This window comes from Burkholderia sp. FL-7-2-10-S1-D7 (assembly GCF_001524185.1).
GTDB lineage: Bacteria > Pseudomonadota > Gammaproteobacteria > Burkholderiales > Burkholderiaceae > Burkholderia > Burkholderia diffusa.
In genome coordinates this window covers 150,060-168,924 of the sequence record NZ_LOWY01000049.1, presented here as the reverse complement: position 1 = coordinate 168,924, position 18,865 = coordinate 150,060, and the positions used below count along the sequence as shown (strand labels likewise).

Annotated in this window: 18 protein-coding genes; 7 read left to right on the top strand and 11 right to left on the bottom strand. The window is 67.0% G+C overall.

Going from position 1 to position 18,865, the window contains the following annotated elements:
- Positions 1–333: 333 nt before the first annotated feature.
- From phaP to WS75_RS17720, 6 genes are all read right to left on the bottom strand, one after another.
- Complete coding sequence (gene phaP, locus WS75_RS17745) at positions 334–915, bottom strand: TIGR01841 family phasin (protein WP_059681694.1); 582 nt, start codon at positions 913–915, stop codon at positions 334–336.
- Positions 916–1,376: 461 nt separating this feature from the next.
- Positions 1,377–2,141, bottom strand: a complete 765-nt coding sequence (locus WS75_RS17740) for a ParA family protein (protein ID WP_059603020.1) — start codon at positions 2,139–2,141, stop codon at positions 1,377–1,379.
- Between the two features lie 71 nt (positions 2,142–2,212).
- Positions 2,213–2,836, bottom strand: a complete 624-nt coding sequence (locus WS75_RS17735) for a DNA-3-methyladenine glycosylase (protein WP_059681693.1) — start codon at positions 2,834–2,836, stop codon at positions 2,213–2,215.
- Positions 2,823–3,374 carry a G/U mismatch-specific DNA glycosylase gene (gene mug, locus WS75_RS17730; RefSeq protein ID WP_059681692.1) on the bottom strand — a complete coding sequence of 184 codons (552 nt, stop codon included), beginning with the start codon at positions 3,372–3,374 and terminating at the stop codon, positions 2,823–2,825. Before mug ends, WS75_RS17735 begins: the two co-directional genes overlap by 14 nt.
- 113 nt (positions 3,375–3,487) lie before the next feature.
- The gene (locus tag WS75_RS17725; RefSeq protein WP_059603013.1) at positions 3,488–4,039 is read right to left on the bottom strand and encodes a single-stranded DNA-binding protein; all 552 of its coding nucleotides are present in this window, start codon (positions 4,037–4,039) and stop codon (positions 3,488–3,490) included.
- Between the two features lie 103 nt (positions 4,040–4,142).
- Entirely contained in the window at positions 4,143–5,330 is a 1,188-nt protein-coding gene (locus WS75_RS17720; protein ID WP_059681691.1) for an MFS transporter, read from the bottom strand.
- 292 nt (positions 5,331–5,622) lie between these two features.
- Here WS75_RS17720 and uvrA point away from each other — a divergent pair, with 292 nt between their 5' ends.
- Positions 5,623–8,508: an excinuclease ABC subunit UvrA gene (gene uvrA / locus WS75_RS17715; RefSeq protein WP_059681690.1), complete on the top strand. Its 2,886-nt coding sequence runs from the start codon at positions 5,623–5,625 to the stop codon at positions 8,506–8,508.
- Between the two features lie 254 nt (positions 8,509–8,762).
- A complete protein-coding gene (locus tag WS75_RS17710; RefSeq protein WP_059681689.1) occupies positions 8,763–9,845 on the top strand; it encodes an AI-2E family transporter in 1,083 nt (360 codons plus the stop codon).
- A 117-nt stretch (positions 9,846–9,962) separates the two neighbouring features.
- Here the strand turns inward: WS75_RS17710 and purU are convergent, their stop codons facing one another.
- The 5 genes from purU to WS75_RS17685 all read right to left on the bottom strand — a co-directional run bounded on the left by purU (position 9,963) and on the right by WS75_RS17685 (position 15,087).
- Complete coding sequence (gene purU, locus WS75_RS17705; protein ID WP_059598827.1) at positions 9,963–10,847, bottom strand: formyltetrahydrofolate deformylase; 885 nt, start codon at positions 10,845–10,847, stop codon at positions 9,963–9,965.
- A 76-nt stretch (positions 10,848–10,923) separates the two neighbouring features.
- Positions 10,924–11,781 (bottom strand): NUDIX hydrolase, encoded by an 858-nt coding sequence (locus tag WS75_RS17700; protein WP_059681688.1) that lies wholly within the window; start codon positions 11,779–11,781, stop codon positions 10,924–10,926.
- 5 nt (positions 11,782–11,786) lie between these two features.
- A complete protein-coding gene (locus tag WS75_RS17695) occupies positions 11,787–12,401 on the bottom strand; it encodes a LysE family translocator (RefSeq protein ID WP_059681687.1) in 615 nt (204 codons plus the stop codon).
- 34 nt (positions 12,402–12,435) lie between these two features.
- Positions 12,436–13,002: an adenine phosphoribosyltransferase gene (locus WS75_RS17690; protein ID WP_059526281.1), complete on the bottom strand. Its 567-nt coding sequence runs from the start codon at positions 13,000–13,002 to the stop codon at positions 12,436–12,438.
- 78 nt (positions 13,003–13,080) lie between these two features.
- Entirely contained in the window at positions 13,081–15,087 is a 2,007-nt protein-coding gene (locus WS75_RS17685) for a monovalent cation:proton antiporter family protein (protein ID WP_059681700.1), read from the bottom strand.
- Positions 15,088–15,212: 125 nt separating this feature from the next.
- Here WS75_RS17685 and kdsD point away from each other — a divergent pair, with 125 nt between their 5' ends.
- From kdsD to lptB, 5 genes are read left to right on the top strand one after another with little or no spacing between them, the layout of a single operon-like run.
- Positions 15,213–16,196: an arabinose 5-phosphate isomerase KdsD gene (gene kdsD / locus WS75_RS17680; protein ID WP_059681686.1), complete on the top strand. Its 984-nt coding sequence runs from the start codon at positions 15,213–15,215 to the stop codon at positions 16,194–16,196.
- Positions 16,196–16,732, top strand: coding sequence for a KdsC family phosphatase (locus WS75_RS17675; protein WP_059681685.1), 537 nt, complete (start codon positions 16,196–16,198; stop codon positions 16,730–16,732). The genes kdsD and WS75_RS17675 overlap by 1 nt, the downstream gene beginning before the upstream one ends.
- A 3-nt stretch (positions 16,733–16,735) precedes the next feature.
- Complete coding sequence (gene lptC / locus WS75_RS17670) at positions 16,736–17,350, top strand: LPS export ABC transporter periplasmic protein LptC (RefSeq protein WP_059681684.1); 615 nt, start codon at positions 16,736–16,738, stop codon at positions 17,348–17,350.
- A gap of 20 nt (positions 17,351–17,370) precedes the next feature.
- A complete protein-coding gene (gene lptA, locus WS75_RS17665) occupies positions 17,371–18,036 on the top strand; it encodes a lipopolysaccharide transport periplasmic protein LptA (protein WP_059464489.1) in 666 nt (221 codons plus the stop codon).
- Positions 18,033–18,809, top strand: coding sequence for an LPS export ABC transporter ATP-binding protein (gene lptB, locus WS75_RS17660; protein ID WP_059681683.1), 777 nt, complete (start codon positions 18,033–18,035; stop codon positions 18,807–18,809). Before lptA ends, lptB begins: the two co-directional genes overlap by 4 nt.
- Positions 18,810–18,865: the final 56 nt, after the last annotated feature.

Sequence of the window (18,865 nt, the reverse complement as noted above, 5' to 3'; positions counted from 1 at the left end):
GCCGCGATCTTCGCGAGCGAACCGCCGAATTTGCCGACCGCGGTCCGCGCGGCCGATACGATCACTACGTCCGTCATGTTCTCTTCCTGCATGGAAATCAGTGGGTCGATCCGTATTGCGTGCCGGTACCGCGCAGCGGCGGCGCGTGAGCGCCATGCGGCCGGCGATGCGGCTGCACGTTCGCACGCTCATGCGTGCCGCGCATCCGCCCGCCCCGACCGTGTCCGGGCACGCTGCGGCGGCCGGACATACGCCGAACGCCACGCGGCACACGCGGCGGCCGGCGCCCGGCGGCGCCGCTCAATCAGTGTCGCGCTTGCGCGCGACATGCGCTCAGGCAGCCGACTCGCGCGAAGCGGCTTCCTTGCGAGCGGCGGCGGCGGTCTCCTTGGCACCGCGGGCCGTCGTTTCGCTGACTGCGTCGAAACCGCTTTGCGCGGCTTCGATCGCCTGCCCCGTCGCTGCACGCACGGAGTCGGCCGCGGCGGTCGCCGCGGACAGCGCCGAATTCAGCGCGGCGACCACGGCGCCCGAACCCGCCGGCGCATGCTTCGTCAACTCGCCGACCACTTCCTTCACGCGCTTGTCGTTCTCTTCGTACTGAGCCTGGGCAACCTTCGCCCACTCGGCCTGCGTCGACACGGCGATATCGAACAGATGGCGACCGTATGCGACGGCCTTGCCGGCGGCTTCCTGCGGTGCGGCGACTTGCTGCGCGAAGCCTGCAGCCGGGTTGTTCGCGTTGAACGCGTTCTTCAGCTTGTCCTCGTATTCCTCGAGCGCCGTCTTGGCCGCTTGCAGGTTGAGTTCGACGACTGCCTCGAAACCATTGATTGCCGGACGGGCAATCGCGAACCACGCGGCGATTCCGGACTGATAATCGGCGGCGAATTTTTCGGGGGCAAATACGGACATCGGGCACGCTCCTGTTGGCAATGCGAGAGAAGACGTAAAGAAAATGGAAGTCAGATCGAAGGCCTGCTTCCTTATTCACAACCCTCAGGCACGATTGATTGTGAAGAGTTGAGGGTAGCCATTCTAGATGGATTAATTGTCAATTAAATGGCATTAATGATAGGTGAAAACCCTAAGTTTTCGGAGCGACCGCTTCATGACGGTGCTTGCTCATAATGGGGTCGCGTCGCAACGCCTTGTCCGACAATGATTTTTACCTTTTTACAGCATAACCTACCGTAGCCAGCCGCAACATTTACCCCGTCATTATTCCCGTTATTAGAAAAAGGGCGCGCATTGAAAACGGGACAGATGCTTATGTAATCGTTTTTGCAGATTTATTTTGAAATCGTTTCCTGGATTATTAATGGCGAATTCAATGATCGCATATGAATTGCCGGGAGGACGCTGCGGCGACACCCTCACCCGACCAGTTCGCGATGCAGCGCGCGAAACTCCTGCGCGAGCTTGTGCGCCGGCTCGAGATGGATCACCGGCGTCGACTGCTGATGCGACTCGCGGATCTTCACCGACGCCGACAGCCGCGACGCCAGCACCGGCAACCCTTCCTCGACGAGTTCGTCGACCAGCCGCTGCGGCAGGCTCGCGCGTGGCTGGAACTGGTTGATGACGATCCCTTCGACCTCGAGCGCCGCGTTGTGGTCTTGCTGGATTTCCTTCACGTTCTCGAGCAGCGTGTACAGGGCCCGACGCGAGAAGTCGTCGCAGTCGAACGGAATCAGGCAACGCTCGACCGCGATCAGCGCCGAGCGCGTGTAGAAGTTCAGCGCGGGCGGTGTGTCGATGTAGACGGCATCGTAGGTGTCGAGCTCGTTGAGCGCATCGCGCAGCTTGTAGATCTTGTAGCGCGATTCGAGCTTGCCGTGCAGCGCGTCGAGGTCCGGATGCGCGGGCATCACGTCGAGCCCGTCGAACGGCGTCGGATGGATGAACGATGCGACGTCGACCGGCCGGAAGTTGAACGTCAGCGCGGTCTCGAAGAATTCGGCGACGCCGGGATGCGCGTCGGCCGCGCGGTCGCCGAGCAGGTAGCGCGTGGAATTCGCCTGCGCGTCGAGGTCGATGACGAGCGTGCGCAACCCTTCGCTCGCGCTGATCGCCGCCAGGTTGCAGACGATCGTCGACTTGCCCACACCGCCCTTCTGGTTGAATACGACCCGCCGCATGCTGTCTCCTTCGATCGAAACGTCGAAACAACCAGCTTAGCCGGTCAATCGTGGCGACTACGTGACATCCGTCAGATGCGCGGCAGCGGTCCCGACACATGACGGTTGCCGGGCACGCTCCATCGCCAGGGCAGCTCCTGGCCGACGCGAATGCCGACGCGCGGCCCGCCCGCGAGGTTCGCGGGCGGTGCCATGCCGTCATCCACGAGCGCGAAACCTTCACGCGCGGCGACCAGATCGACGCCGTCCTGCGCGCCGGCGATGCCGAGTGCCTGGGTGAGCCGCGCCGGCCCCCGGCACAGATCGCGATCGCGCGTCAGCGGCGGCCGGGCCGCGCGCATCCGTTCGAGCCCGTGCAGCGGCTCCAGCGCACGGATCAGCACGCCCGTGCCCGCGCCTTCCGGACCGCACACGCAGTTGCAGCACCAGTGCATGCCATAGGTGAAATAGACGTACATATGCCCGGGAGGCCCGAACATCGTCGCATTGCGCGGGGTTTTGCCGCGGTAGGTATGCGCGGCCGGGTCGATCGCACCCGCGTAGGCCTCCACTTCGACGATCCGGCCGGCACGGCCGTCCGCTGCCGCGAGGATCTTGTTCAGCAGTTGCGGTGCGACTTCGGTGGCCGCGCGATCGAAGAACGCGCGCGGCAACAGCGTGCCCGGCCAGCACGTCGCGGGCTTATTGCGCGGCATCCGACGCCCCCTGCCGCCGGCGGCCCGAAACGGCGTGCGCCGCTTCTCGCAGTTCGCGATACGCGTCGACCAGTTCGTCGATGCCGAATGCGCGGTTCCTGCCGCTCGGATTCGGCAGGATCCAGACGGCCGCGCGCTGCATATGCTCGGCTTGCCGGCCCCACGTGATCTCGCGTCGTCCGGAGAGCGCGGCGTAAGCGGCCTTGCCCAGGAACGCGACGAAGCGCGGCGCGTAATGCACGATCTTCTGCTCGAGGACGGCCGCACTGGCGACGAACTCCGCGTGCGACACCTGATCGGCGCTCGCGGTCGGTCGCGGTACGACCGCGGTCAGCCCGCATCCGTACGCGAGGATCGTCCGGTCGTCCCTCGGCGCGATTTCGTCCGGCGTGAAGCCCGCGAGATGCAGTACGCGCCAGAAGCGGTTGTTCCGGCCCGCGAAGTGATGCCCGGTCGCGGCGGCGGTCATGCCGGGATTGATCCCGCAGAACAGCACATCGAGCCGCGGGGCGATGAGGTCGGGGAGCGCGTCAGCCACTGCCGGTCTCCGGGGCGCGGGGCGTAAACGGAAAAAGACCCGAAGGTCCGTGCCAAGCGATTGGCTTGACTCGGACATTCGGGCCCATTCCGGTGCGGGATGCCGACGTTCCGTCAGAACGGAATATCGTCGTCCATCTCGTCGAAACCGCCGCCTGCCGGCGCGCTCGGACGGCTCTGACCGCCGCCTGCACCGCCGCGCGGCGCACCGCCGGCACGGCCGCCGCCACCACCGCGTTCCATCTGTTCGCCGCCGCGACCGCCGCCACCACCACCGTAGCCGCCGCCGTAACCGCCTTCGTCACCGCCGCCACCGCCGCCGCCCGAACCGCCGCGGCCGCCGAGCATCTGCATCTGGTCGGCGACGATTTCGGTCGAATAGCGATCCTGGCCGTCCTGGCCCTGCCACTTGCGCGTGCGGATACGGCCTTCGATATAGACCGACGAACCCTTCTTCAGGTATTCGCTGACGATTTCAGCGAGACGGCCGAAAAACGCGACGCGGTGCCACTCGGTCATTTCCTTGAAATCGCCGCTTGCCTTGTCCTTGTAGCGGTCGGTCGTCGCGAGACGGATGTTCGCAACCGCGTCGCCGCTCGGCAGGTAACGGACTTCAGGATCGGCGCCGAGATTGCCGACGAGGATGACCTTGTTGACGGATGCCATGTGTTTCTCCAGTAAATTCGATGCCGGGCCGCCCGCGAATGTCGTCAGAGCGGCCCGCCGGGCAAGCCGGCGAGCGCCGCCGGTGCCTGCCCGAAAAGAGGGTTCAGGCCTTGCGCGGCGGCGCTTTCATGCTGGCCGCGATTATAAGCCACGCCGCCACGAGCCCCGAGCAGGCATAGAAGACGGTGTTCGCGCCGCCGTGCTTCAGCAGCCAGCCGCCCACGATGCCGCCGAGCGCGAGCCCGATCGATTGCGTGGTGTTGTAGACGCCCGTGGCCGCGCCCTTGCGCGAACCGGGCGCGAGCTTCGACACGAGCGACGGCTGCGACGCTTCCAGGATGTTGAAGCCCAGGAAGTACACGAACAGGATCGCCGCCACAATCAGGATGGTATGCGGTGCGCTGCCGAGCAACAATTGGCCGATCAGGATAGCCAGAATGCCGCCGAGCAGCACCGGTTTCATCTTGCCCCGTTTTTCCGCGACGATGATCGCCGGGACCATCATCACGAACGCGAGCCCCATCACCGGCAGGTAGACCTTCCAGTGCGCGGCGACCGGCAGCCCGCCGTCGACCAGCAGGCGCGGCACGACGAGGAACAGCGCCGTCTGCGTCGCGTGCAGCACCAGCACGCCGAAGTTCAGGCGCAGCAGCTCGACGTTGTGCAGCACCTCGGCGAACGGCGCCGGCACGTGCACGGGCTTCGCCGCATCGGGCACGATCCACACCACGACGCCGATCGCGAGGATCGACAGCACGCCGACGATCGCGAACAGCCCGCTCATCCCGACCCAGTGGAACACGATCGGCGCGCCGACGATCGCGACCGCGAACGACACCCCGATCGAGCCGCCGACCATCGCCATCGCCTTCGTGCGGTTCTGCTCGGAGGTCAGGTCGGCGATGAACGCGAGCACCGCGGACGACACGGCGCCCATCCCCTGGATCACGCGGCCGACGATGATCCACGTGATGTCGTGCGCGAACGCGGCGACGAAACTGCCGATCGCGAAGATCACGAGGCCGGTCGCAATCACCGGCTTGCGGCCGAACTTGTCGGACGCCCAGCCGTAGAAGATGTAGAACAGCGACTGCGTGACGCCGTAGGCCCCGAGCGCGATACCGACGAGCAGCACGTTGTCGCCGCCCGGGATGGTTTTCGCGTAGACCGAGAACACCGGCATGATCATGAACAGGCCGAGCATGCGCAGCGCGAAGATCGCCGCGAGCGACGTGGTCGCGCGCAGTTCGGGCGCACTCATGCGGGAAGACGTGGCGGACGGATTGGACATCGGGAATGAATTTCGAATGATCGGAATGTCCGCCCGGCGGCGGGCGGCGGAAGATCAGGGCCACCGGCCCGGCAGGCGCTTTCCGGGACCGCATTTCGGGACCGCTTTCCGGGGCCGGATTCGGGACGTCACGCAGGCTGCCTGCGGGCCGCATCGAGCCGTGCGGCGCGGCCGCTTCCCCGGCGTGGACACCGCCTTGCTGCCAGCTGCTGCAAAGGCTGGGGACCCCCAACGACGGCCTCGAAAAGCCGTTATAGTAGCAGGTTTGGTTCCCTCCATTTTCGCCAGGTTCATGGAACAGATCCGTATCCGTGGGGCACGCACCCACAACCTGAAAAACGTCAATCTCGACCTGCCGCGCCACAAGCTGGTCGTGATTACCGGGTTGTCCGGGTCGGGCAAGTCGTCGCTCGCGTTCGACACCCTTTATGCCGAGGGCCAGCGCCGCTACGTCGAGAGCCTGTCCGCGTACGCCCGCCAGTTCCTGCAACTGATGGAGAAACCCGATGTCGACCTGATCGAGGGCCTGTCGCCCGCGATCTCGATCGAGCAGAAGGCGACGTCCCACAACCCGCGTTCGACCGTCGGCACGGTCACCGAGATCCACGACTACCTGCGACTTTTGTTCGCACGTGTCGGCACGCCGTATTGCCCCGACCACGACATCCCGCTCGAGGCGCAGAGCGTGTCGCAGATGGTCGACGCGGCACTCGCGCTGCCCGAGGAAACCAAGCTGATGATCCTCGCGCCCGTGGTCGCGAACCGCAAGGGCGAGCACGTCGAGCTGTTCGAGGAGATGCAGGCGCAGGGCTTCGTGCGCTTTCGCGTGCGCTCGGGCGGCGGCACCGCGAACGAAGGCGTCGCGAAGATCTACGAGGTCGAGTCGCTGCCGAAGCTCAAGAAGAACGACAAGCACACGATCGACGTCGTCGTCGACCGCCTGAAGGTGCGCCCGGACATGAAGCAGCGCCTCGCGGAATCGTTCGAGACCGCGCTGCGCCTCGCCGACGGCCGTGCGATCGCGCTGGAAATGGACACCGACCGCGAACACCTGTTCAGCTCGAAGTTCGCGTGCCCGATCTGCTCGTACTCGCTGCAGGAACTCGAGCCGCGCCTGTTCTCGTTCAACAACCCGATGGGCGCGTGCCCGGAATGCGACGGCCTCGGCCAGATCACGTTCTTCGATCCGAAGCGGGTCGTCGCGCACCCGTCGCTGTCGCTCGCGGCGGGTGCCGTGAAGGGCTGGGACCGCCGCAACCAGTTCTACTTCCAGATGCTGCAGAGCCTGGCGGCGTTCTACGAATTCGACATCGACGCCGCGTTCGAGGACCTGCCGGAGAAGATCCGCAAGGTGCTGCTGTTCGGCTCGGGCAAGCAGACGATCCCGTTCTCGTACATCAACGAACGCGGCCGCACGACGATCCGCGAGCACGTGTTCGAAGGGATCATCCCGAACCTCGAGCGCCGCTACCGCGAAACCGATTCGGTTGCGGTGCGCGAAGAACTCGCGAAATACCAGAACAACCAGCCGTGCCCGTCGTGCGACGGCACGCGGCTGCGCCGCGAGGCGCGCCACGTGCGGGTCGGCACCGGCGACTACGCGCGCGGCATCTATGAAATCAGCGGCTGGCCGCTGCGCGACGCGCTCGGCTATTTCGACGGCCTGTCGCTCGACGGCGCGAAGCGCGAGATCGCCGACAAGGTGATCAAGGAAATCGTCGCGCGCCTGACCTTCCTGAACAACGTCGGCCTCGACTACCTGTCGCTCGAGCGCAGCGCCGAGACGCTGTCGGGCGGCGAGGCGCAGCGCATCCGCCTCGCGTCGCAGATCGGCTCGGGCCTGACGGGCGTGATGTACGTGCTCGACGAGCCGTCGATCGGCCTGCACCAGCGCGACAACGACCGCCTGATCGCGACGCTCAAGCACCTGCGCGACCTCGGCAACTCGGTGATCGTCGTCGAGCACGACGAGGACATGATCCGCACGGCCGACTACGTCGTCGACATGGGCCCCGGCGCGGGCGAGCACGGCGGCGTGGTGGTCGCCGAAGGCACGCCGAAGCAGGTTCAGTCGAACCCGCAGTCGCTGACGGGCCAGTATCTCGTCGGCAAGCGCACGATCGAGTATCCGGACGAGCGGATCGCGCCCGATCCGGAGCGGATGCTGCGCATCGTCGACGCGCACGGCAACAACCTGAAGCACGTCGATCTCGAGCTGCCGGTCGGCCTGTTGACCTGCATCACCGGCGTGTCGGGTTCCGGCAAGTCGACGCTGATCAACGACACGCTGTACCACGCGGTCGCGCGCCACCTGTACGGATCGTCGGCCGAGCCGGCGCCGCACGAGGCGATCGAAGGCCTCGAGCACTTCGACAAGGTGATCAACGTCGACCAGTCGCCGATCGGCCGCACGCCGCGTTCGAATCCGGCCACCTACACGGGCCTGTTCACGCCGATCCGCGAGCTGTTCTCGGGTGTGCCGACCGCGAAGGAGCGCGGCTACGATCCGGGCCGCTTCTCGTTCAACGTGAAGGGCGGCCGCTGCGAGTCGTGCCAGGGCGACGGCGTGCTGAAGGTCGAGATGCACTTCCTGCCGGACGTCTACGTGCCGTGCGACGTGTGCCACGGCAAGCGCTACAACCGCGAAACGCTCGAAGTGCAGTACAAGGGCAAGAACATCAGCGAAGTGCTCGACATGACGGTCGAGCATGCGTACGAGTTCTTCAGCGCGGTGCCCGTCATCGCCCGCAAGCTGAAGACGCTGCTCGACGTCGGCCTGGGCTACATCCGCCTCGGCCAGTCGGCCACGACGCTGTCGGGCGGCGAGGCGCAGCGCGTGAAGCTGTCGCTGGAGCTGTCGAAGCGCGACACCGGCCGCACGCTGTACATCCTCGACGAGCCGACCACCGGCCTGCATTTCCACGACATCGCGCTGCTGCTCGAGGTGATCCACCGGCTGCGCGACCAGGGCAACACGGTCGTGATCATCGAGCACAACCTCGACGTGATCAAGACGGCCGACTGGGTGATCGACCTCGGCCCCGAAGGCGGTGCCGGCGGGGGCCAGATCATCGCGCAGGGCACGCCCGAGCAGGTCGCGAAGACGAAGGCGAGCTACACCGGCAAGTATCTCGCGCCGCTGCTCAAGCGTACTACCCGCAAGGCGGCGGCCGGCTGACGACTGCCGTCCCGCGCGCGGCTGCCGGCCGCGCGCGCCCGGCGCCCCCAGCGGCGCCGGCGTCATCGTTTTCCCTTCCGCGGTTTTCCCCTCTGCGTTTACACCACGAGCCAAACAGCCCCGTGGCGGACCATAATGGCAGCTATACTTTACGGTCGTAAGGTTCGCCATCCGCACCAATCCGGTGCGGCGCCGGGCAACCGCCGTCCTGCCGCCCACCGCGCGGCACGACACACGAACGACAGGAATCCACGATGGAGAAGCAACAAGAGTCGCGCGACGCCCAGAGCCGCGAGCCGCACCTGCGCAGCGTGCGGCTGACGAGCGACTTCAGCCTGCCGAAGCTGTCGGCGATCGAGATCGGCAGCTATCTGTTCGCCCTCGTCGCGATGGTGCTCGTCATCGAACTCAAGCTGCTGGGCGGTCTGCTGGCCGGTCTGCTGGTCTATCAGCTGATCCACACGATCGCGCCGGTCATCGAACGCCACACGACGAGCATGCGCGCCCGCTGGGTCGCCGTCGTGCTGTTGTCGATCGCGATCGTCGGCGGGCTCACCGGCCTGACGATCGGCATCATCGAGCACTTCGAGCACACGGTGCCGAACCTGCAGAGCCTGCTCGACCAGCTGATGCAGATCGTCGAGCAGACGCGCGCCCGCACGCCGGCCTGGATCGCGAACCTGCTGCCGGTCGACGTCGAACAGATGAAGACCAAGGCGGCGCTGCTGATGCACTCGCACATGGATCAGCTCCAGCAAGGCGGCAAGAGCGTCGCGCGCGGCTTCGGCCACGTGCTGTTCGGGATGATCATCGGCGCGATGATCGCGATCGGCGTCGAGCACGGCAAGGTGCGCCGGCCGCTGTCGACCGCGCTCGTCACGCGCGTGTCGCGCTTCGCCGAGTCGTTCCGCCGGATCGTGTTCGCGCAGATCAAGATCTCGGCGATCAACGCGGCATTCACCGCGGTCTACCTGCTCGTCGCGCTGCCGATCTTCCACCAGCGGCTGCCGCTGTCGAAGACGCTCGTGCTCGTCACGTTCATCGTCGGGCTGCTGCCGGTGATCGGCAACCTGATCTCCAACACGCTGATCGTCGCGGTGTCGCTGTCGGTCAGCATGGGCACCGCGATCGCGTCGCTCGCGTTCCTCGTCGTGATCCACAAGTTTGAATACTTCCTGAACGCGAAGATCATCGGCGGGCAGATCGAGTCGCGCGCGTGGGAACTGCTGCTCGCGATGCTGATCATGGAAGCCGCGTTCGGGCTGCCGGGCGTGATCGCCGCACCGATCTTCTATGCGTACCTGAAGCGCGAGCTGTACATGCTGCGGCTGATCTGACGCCCCCTCCCCGGCGCGTCACGCGCTTCACGCGAAAAAAAACGCCGCGCCCCGTCAAGGGCGCGGCGTTTTTGCATCCGGGCCAGCGGCCGGCCGATGGCCGCCCCGCACCGCCGATCAGCGGAACACGACCGTCTTCGTCCCGTTCAGCACGACCCGGTGCTCGACGTGCCACTTCACGGCGCGCGCGAGCGTCACGCACTCGACGTCGCGGCCGATCGCGGTGAGCTGGTCGGGCGTCATGCTGTGGTCGACGCGCTCGACTTCCTGCTCGATGATCGGGCCTTCGTCGAGATCGGTCGTCACGTAGTGCGCGGTCGCGCCGATCAGCTTCACGCCGCGGTCGAACGCCTGGTAGTACGGTTTCGCGCCCTTGAAGCTCGGCAGGAACGAATGGTGGATGTTGATCGCCCGGCCGGCGAGCTGCTGGCACATGTTCGGCGACAGGATCTGCATGTAGCGCGCGAGCACGACGAGATCGGCCTGGTGTTCGTCGATCACTTCGAGCACGCGCGCTTCCTGCGCGGCTTTCGCCGCATCGGACGAACCGCCGACGAGCGGGAAGTGATGGAACGGGATGTTGTAGCTCGCGGCGAGCTGGTAGAACTCCTTGTGGTTCGACACGATCGCCGGGATCTCGATCGGCAGCTGGCCGGTGCGGTAGCGGAACAGCAGGTCGTTCAGGCAGTGGCCGATCTTCGACACCATGATCACGACGCGCGGCTTCACGGCCGCGTCGTGCATCTCCCAGCGCATCGCGAACTGCTCGGCGAGCGGCGCGAATTCGTTGCGAAGCGTGTCGAGCGCCGACGCGGCATCCGCGCCCCCGCCGTCCTGCACGAAGTGCACGCGCATGAAGAACTCGCCGGTGCGGCTGTCGCCGAACTGCGCCGAATCGAGGATGTTGTTGGCGCGTTCGAACAGGAAGCCCGAGACTGCGTGGACGATGCCGTGCCGGTCGGGGCACGACAGTTTCAAGATAAAGCTGTGATCGGTCGGCATGACCGCTACTCCCTTCGTTTCGGTATTCGTCAAATAGGCCGTTCGTTCGGCCGCGCTCGGGCCGGCGTGCTGCGCGTTACGCGGCCGGCGCGAACAGCGCGTCGATGCCCGGCGCGTCGGCCGCCGCGAGCCAGCGATGGCGCAGCAGCGTGTCGAGCATCGCGAGGCTCGCATCCATCGTCGCGCGGCCTTCGCGCAGCCAGCCGATCACCTCGGATACACCGGCCAGCAGGTGCTCGGCCACTTCGCCATCCTGGTTGTGCGGCGCGAAGTCGCGCGGCAGCGGCAGGTCGTACACGAAGATCAGTTCGGACTGCGTGCCTTCCGGCAGCGAGCACAGCACCTGCACCGCCCGGCCCGCGATCGCCCGCGCCGCCAGTTCGGCCGGCATGCCGGCCTCTTCCCAGCATTCCTTCGTGAGCGTCTCGTGAACGCCCAGGCCCCAGCCGATGCCGCCCGCGACGACGTTGTCGAGCATGCCGGGATCGGTCGCCTTGGTCGCGCTGCGGCGGCCGAGCCACATCCGCGGCTCGGTCGGCTCACCCGGTGCAACCGCATATTCTACGATGCCGTTCAGGTGCACCGCATAGGTCTGTGTGCCGAAGAAGCGCGACGCAGCGCGTTCGATATACGCGAGCGGCGGATCGTCGAAGCGGTTGCGGATCGCGTAGATCTCGTCGCGCCAGCCCGGAATCGCGTCCTCGGCAGCCAGCGCGCCGATCGCGCTCGCGAGCGCCATGCTGCGCGCGTCGACCGTGTCATAACGCGCCGACAGCACGACGCGCGTGTCGGTCAGCTCGAACACGTCGGGCCAGCGGGCGAGCTTCGCGACGTCCTGGCGACGCACCCAGCCGACCTGCTCGCCAGCGATCTCGAAACGCAGGTGCGCGGCCGGATCGAAGCGGCGCGCGGCCGCGATGCACGGAAACGTCATGGGGCTCAGTCCTTCAGCGCCACGCGAATGCCGATCGCGATGAACGTCGCGCCGGCGATCCGGTCGAGCCACACGCCGGCCTTCGGGCGGCGCTTCAGCCATGCGCCGATCGCGCCCGCGCCGACGCCGAACAGCGAGAACACCACGGCCGTCTGCAGCATGAACAGCGCCCCGAGCTCGAACATCTGCAGCGTCACGCCCTGCACGCCATGCGGATCGACGAACTGCGGCAGGAACACGACGAAGAACAGCGTGACCTTCGGGTTCATCAGGTTACCGATCACGCTCTGCCGGAAGATCGCGCCGAGCGGCTGCGGCGGACGCGCGTGCGCGTTCGCGAGCCCCTGGCTGCGCAACGCCTTGATGCCGATCCACACGAGGTACGCGGCGCCAGCGAGCTTCAGTGTCTGGAACGCGACCGGCGACGAGCGCAGCACGGCCGCGACGCCGAGCGCCGCGAGCGTCGTATGGAACAGGATCCCGGCCGTGAAGCCGAGCGCGGCGACGAAGCCGGCCGCGCGGCCCTGCGAGATGCCGCGCGCGAGCACCTGCAGGTTGTCGGGACCCGGCGCGAACGTGATCGCGATCGACGTGGCGAGAAACAGCATGAAGTTGGGCATCGTGACCTCGCGGTGTGGGCCGGCGTCCAGTGGTTCAGTGGCCGGCGAATTCGGTGACGGTATAGACGGGCAGCCCCGCGTTGCGCAGCAGCGTCGAGCCGCCGAGATCGGGCAGATCGATGATCGCCGCACCTTCGACGACGACCGCGCCGAGCCGCTGCAGCAGGTTGCGCCCCGCCATCATCGTGCCGCCGGTCGCGATCAGGTCGTCCATGATGATCACGCGGTCGCCGGCGCGGCACGCGTCTTCGTGGATCTCGACGGTCGCGCTGCCGTATTCGAGGTCGTACGACTCCGAGCACGTCTTGTACGGCAGCTTGCCGACCTTGCGGATCGGCACGAAGCCGACGCTCAGCTCGTACGCGACGATCGGCGCGATGATGAAGCCACGCGCGTCGAGCCCCGCGACATAGTCGAGCTTCGCATCGACATAGCGTTCGACGAACAGGTCGACGAGGATGCGCAGCGCCTTCGGGCTCTGCAGCAGCGTCGTGATGTCGCGGAACATCACGCCCGGCTGCGGCCAGTCGGGCACGGTGCGGATCTGGCTGTGAATGAAGGCGACCGGATCGAGCGGTGCGCCCGACGACGAATGCGGCATGAAACTCTCCGAAAAAAACGGTGCGCGAGGATCGGGCACCGTTTCGAGTAAATACGGGTCAGGTTATTGAATCGCGACTCACGCGACTGCGGCCGGCGGTTCGCGCCGATGCCGCGACAGCCGCTCCTCCGCAAGCGCGAGCGCCTCGGGCAGCCCGCGCAGCACGACGATGTCGCTCGCGCGCAGCTTGGTCTGCGGATCGGGTTCGACGCCGCGGATGCCGTGCCGGCGGATCGCCGTGACTTCCAGCCCGAGCGCATACAGCCCGAGTTCCTCCAGCGAGCGCCCGACCGCGTCCGCGCGCGCATCGACCGGCACCGATTGTAGCCGCACCTGCTCGTGATCGTCGTCGTCCGCATCGTCCGCGCCGCGGAAATAGCCGCGCAGCAGGCTGTAGCGCTCGTCGCGCATCTCCTCGACGCGCCGCACGACCTTGCGCATCGGCACGCCGACCAGCACCAGCGTGTGCGACGCGAGCATCAGGCTACCCTCGACGATCTCCGGAATCACCTCGGTCGCGCCGGCCGCGAGCAGCTTCTCGAGATCGGCGTCGTCGACCGTGCGCACGATCGCCGGCAGCGTCGGCTCAAGTTCGTGCACGTGATGCAGCACGCGCAGCGCGGACGGCGTGTTCGCATACGTGATCGCGACGGCCGCCGCGCGATGGATACCGGCCGCGAGCAGCGACTCGCGGCGCGCCGCGTCGCCGAACACGACCGATTCGCCGGCCGTCGCGGCCGCGCTCACGCGATCGGGGTCGAGGTCCAGCGCCACGTACGAAATGCCTTCCTGCTCGAGCATGCGCGCCAGGTTCTGCCCCGCGCGGCCATAGCCGCAGATGATCACGTGGCCGCGCTGCTTGAGGCTTTGCGTCGCGATCCGCGTCATTTGCAGCGACTGCTGCATCCATTCCGTCGACGACAGCCGCATCACGATCCGGTCGGCGTTCTGGATCAGGAACGGCGCGGCGAGCATCGACAGCAGCATCGACGCGAGAATCGCCTGCAGCAGCGTCGAATCGACGAGATGGCGGTCGAGGATCAGGTTCAGCAGCACGAAGCCGAATTCGCCGGCCTGCGCGAGGCCGATGCCCGTGCGCATCGCGACGCCCGGCGTCGCGCCGAACAACCGCGCAAGTCCGGCGATCGTCGTCGCTTTGAACAGGATCTGCCCGACGAAGAAGCCGAACACGAGCAACGGATGCTCCCAGATCACGCGCGGATCGAGCAGCATCCCCGTCGTCACGAAGAACAGGCCGAGCAGCACGTCGCGGAACGGCTTGATGTCCTCTTCCACCTGGTGGCGGAACGGCGTCTCCGAAATCAGCATCCCCGCGATGAACGCGCCGAGCGCGAGCGACAGGCCAAAGCGGTCGGTGATGAACGCGGCGCCGAGCGTGACGAGCAGCAGGTTCAGCACGAACAGCTCCTGCGAGCGGCGCCGCGCGACGACGTTCAGCCAGCGCGTCATGAAACGCTGGCCGATGACCAGCAGCAGCGTCAGCGCGATCACGATCTTGACCGCCGCGAAGCCGAGCGTGAGCGCGAGGTCCTTCGACGACTCGGCGCCGAACGCGGCGATCACGATCAGCAGCGGCACCACGGCCAGATCCTGGAACAGCAGCACGCCGAAGATGTTGCGCCCGTGCGCGGTCTCGATCTCGAGCCGCTCGGCGAGCATCTTCGACACGATCGCCGTCGACGACATCGCGAGCGCGCCGCCGAGCGCGATGCAGCCCTGCCACGTGATGTGCACCCAGCGCTCGAACAGCAGGCCGAGCACCAGCGCGAGCACGAGCGTCGCGACCACCTGCAGCAGGCCCAGCCCGAACACGAGCCGCTGCATCGCCCGCAGCTTCGCGAGCGAGAATTCGAGGCCGATCGAGAACATCAGGAACACCACGCCGAATTCCGCGAGATGCTCGGCCCGCTCCAGATCCGCGGCGACGCCGAACGCGTGCGGCCCGACCAGGATGCCGACGGTCAGGTAGCCGAGCATCGGCGGCAGGTTCAACGAGCGAAATACGACGACGCCCACCACCGAGGCCAGCAGCAGCAGCAGGGTCATTTCGAGCGGGGAAATCACGGGCGAAGCGTCCTCGTTCGTCGGGGCCACGGCAATGCGGGCGCGGGTGGTGGCGGTGGGCATGCGGCATCGGACGAGTCCGAAGGCGCGGCGCGGCGAACAAACGCCTTTGCTATACTCCGCGCATGATAGCGAAAATCAATGATGATCGGGCGCTCGCGCTCGCCCGCGACGTGCTCGACATCGAGGCGGACGCCGTGCGCGCGCTGCGCGACCAGCTCGACGGCGACTTCGTCCAGGCCGTCGCGCTGCTGCTCGGCTGCCGCGGCCGCGTCGTCGTATCCGGCATCGGCAAATCCGGGCATATCGCCCGCAAGATCGCGGCCACACTGGCGAGCACCGGCACGCCGGCCTTCTTCGTCCACCCGGCCGAGGCCAGCCACGGCGACCTCGGCATGGTCACGTCGGACGACGTCTTCATCGGCATCTCCTATTCCGGCGAGTCGGAAGAACTCGTCGCGATCCTGCCGCTCGTGAAACGGATCGGCGCGAAGCTGATCGCGATCACCGGCCGTGCGGAATCGAGCCTCGGCACGCTCGCCGACGTGAACCTGAACGCCGCGGTCTCGAAGGAAGCCTGTCCGCTGAACCTCGCCCCCACCGCGAGCACGACCGCCGCGCTCGCGCTCGGCGACGCGCTCGCCGTCGCGGTGCTCGACGCGCGCGGCTTCGGCTCCGAGGATTTCGCGCGCTCGCATCCGGGCGGCGCGCTCGGCCGGCGCTTGCTCACGCACGTGCGCGACGTGATGCGCTCGGGCGACGACGTTCCGCGCGTCGGGCTCGACGCGACGCTGTCGGACGCACTGTTCCAGATCACCGCGAAGCGACTGGGCATGACCGCCGTGGTGGACGCCGACGGCCGCGTGGCCGGCATCTTCACCGACGGCGACCTGCGCCGCGTGCTGGCGCGCGACGGTGATTTCCGCACGCTGCCGATCGTCGACGTGATGACGCGCAAGCCGCGGACGATCGGCCCCGACCATCTCGCGGTCGAGGCCGTGGAACTGATGGAGCGCCACCGGATCAACCAGATGCTGGTGGTCGATGCCGACGGCGTGCTGATCGGCGCGCTGAACATGCACGACCTGTTTTCGAAGAAGGTGATCTGATGAGCGCAGCGCTGACTGCGGCCGAACGCGCGAGCCGCGTGAAGCTGATGGTTTTCGACGTCGACGGCGTGCTGACCGACGGCGGCCTGTTGTTTACCGCGGCAGGCGACGCGATGAAGTCGTTCAATTCGCTCGACGGCCACGGCGTGAAGCTGCTCGGCGAGGCCGGCATCGCGACCGCGATCATCACCGGCCGTCGCTCGGAAATCGTCGCGGCCCGCGCGAAGGAAATGAAGATCGCGCATCTGTTCCAGGGCGTCGAGAACAAGCTCGCCGTGTTCGGCGACCTGATCGCGTCGCTCGGCATCACGGCCGACGCCTGCGGCTATATGGGCGACGACTGGCCCGACCTGCCGGTGATGCTGCGCTGCGGCTTCGCGACGGCACCGGCCAACGCGCACCCCGAGGTGATCGCCCGCGCGCACTGGGTGGCCGAGGCCCGCGGCGGCCATGGCGCGGTGCGCGAAGTCTGCGACGCGATCCTGCGCGCGCAGCGCCGCTACGACGCGCTGCTCGCCGCTGCCTGCGGAGCCTGACGGATGAACACGCATTTCCGCTGGACCCAGCTGCTGCCGCTCGTCGCGGTCGCCGCGCTCGCGGGCATCACGTGGTGGCTGCTGCAGGCGACGCTGCCGCCGCCCGGCGAAGGCACCGTGCAGCCGAAGCGCCACACGCCCGACTATTTCGCGGACAACTTCTCGGTCACCGAGCTCGACCAGACGGGCACGACGCAGTATCGGCTGACGGCCGCGAAGCTGGTTCATTACGAAGACACCGAAAACAGCGACCTGACCGATCCGGCCATGCGCGCATTCCAGCCCGGCAAGCCGGTCGTGACGACCACCGCGAAGCGCGGCACCGTCAACGGCGACGTGTCGATCGTCGACTTGTACGACGACGCGCGCATCCTGCGCATGGCCGGCGGCGGCGATCCGCAGATGCAGGCCGATTCCCAGCATTTCCGGATCTTCGTCAATGACGATGTGATCCAGACCGAAAAGCCGGTTAAACTTCAGCGCGGCCTGTCGCTCGTCAACGCGACCGACGGCATGAAGTACAACAACGTCACCCGGGTCATCGAGCTTTACGGCAACGTGCGCGGCACGATCGCCGCGGCGGACACGTCCGGCGGCTCGAAAGGTCAATCCAGGTGACGCATCCCTCACGTGACTGCATGAACGAACCGTTCCCTCGACAGAATTCCGGCGGCGCTGCGCGCGCCGTCCGCGCCGCGCTCGCCGCGACGCTCGTGGCGCTCCCGCTCGTCGGGCTGGCGCCGCTCGCCCATGCCGAGAAGGCCGACCAGAACAAGCCGATCAACGTCGAGGCGGACAACCTGACCTATGACGACCTGAAGCAGGTGACGGTCGCGACCGGCAACGTCGTGATCACGAAAGGCACGATCATCATCAAGGGCGACCGCGTCGAAGTGCGCCAGGATCCCGAAGGCTATCAGTACGCGACGTCGTTCGGCAGCGGCAAGAAGCACGCGACGTTCCGTCAGAAACGCGAAGGTCTCGACGAATACATCGACGGCGACGCCGAGCGCATCGACTACGATGGCAAGCAGGACCTGACGACGCTGACCACCGCCGCGACCGTGCGTCGCCTGCAGGGCACGTCGACGATCGCCGACACCGTTCACGGCAGCGTGATCACGTACGACGGCCAGCGCGACTTCTACACCGCGAAGGGCGGCAAGGACGTGGCGGCACCGGGCAACCCGAACGGCCGCGTGCGCGCGATGCTGTCGCCGAAGAACGGTGGCCCCGGGCAGCTGAACGGCGCGCCGGCGAAGCTGTCGCCGTCGACCACGATCCAGGGAGCGCCGGGCCAATGAGCGCGCTTTCGAACCGCCAGCCGGCCGGCACGACGAGCTCGCTCGTCGTCCGCAACCTGAAGAAACGCTACGGCTCGCGCACGGTCGTGAAGGACGTGTCGCTCGACGTGAAGAGCGGCGAAGTCGTCGGCCTGCTCGGCCCGAACGGCGCCGGCAAGACGACGTCGTTCTACATGATCGTCGGCCTCGTGCCGCTCGACGCGGGCGAGATCTCGCTGAACGGCAGCTCGATCAGCCTGCTGCCGATCCACAAGCGTGCGTCGCTCGGCCTGTCGTACTTGCCGCAGGAAGCGTCGGTGTTCCGCAAGCTGACCGTCGAGGAAAACATCCGCGCGGTGCTCGAACTGCAGCACGGCGACGACGGCAAGCGGCTGTCGAAGGACGCGATCGCCGCGCGCACCGAGGCGCTGCTCGACGAGCTGCAGATCGGCCACCTGCGCGAGAACCCGGCGCTGTCGCTGTCGGGCGGCGAACGCCGTCGCGTCGAAATCGCGCGCGCGCTGGCGACCAACCCGAACTTCATCCTGCTCGACGAACCGTTCGCCGGCGTCGACCCGATCGCAGTGCTCGAGATCCAGAAGATCGTCAAGTTCCTGAAGCAGCGTAACATCGGCGTGTTGATTACCGATCACAACGTCCGCGAAACGCTCGGCATCTGCGACCACGCATACATCATCAGCGACGGTTCGGTGCTCGCCGCCGGCGCGCCGAGCGAAATCATCGAAAACGAAAGCGTGCGCCGCGTGTACCTCGGCGAACACTTCCGCATGTAACGTCCCCCGCGGCTGGCCGCCCCCTCCGGCGCCCGGCGGCCCCGGCCTGGGGCCGT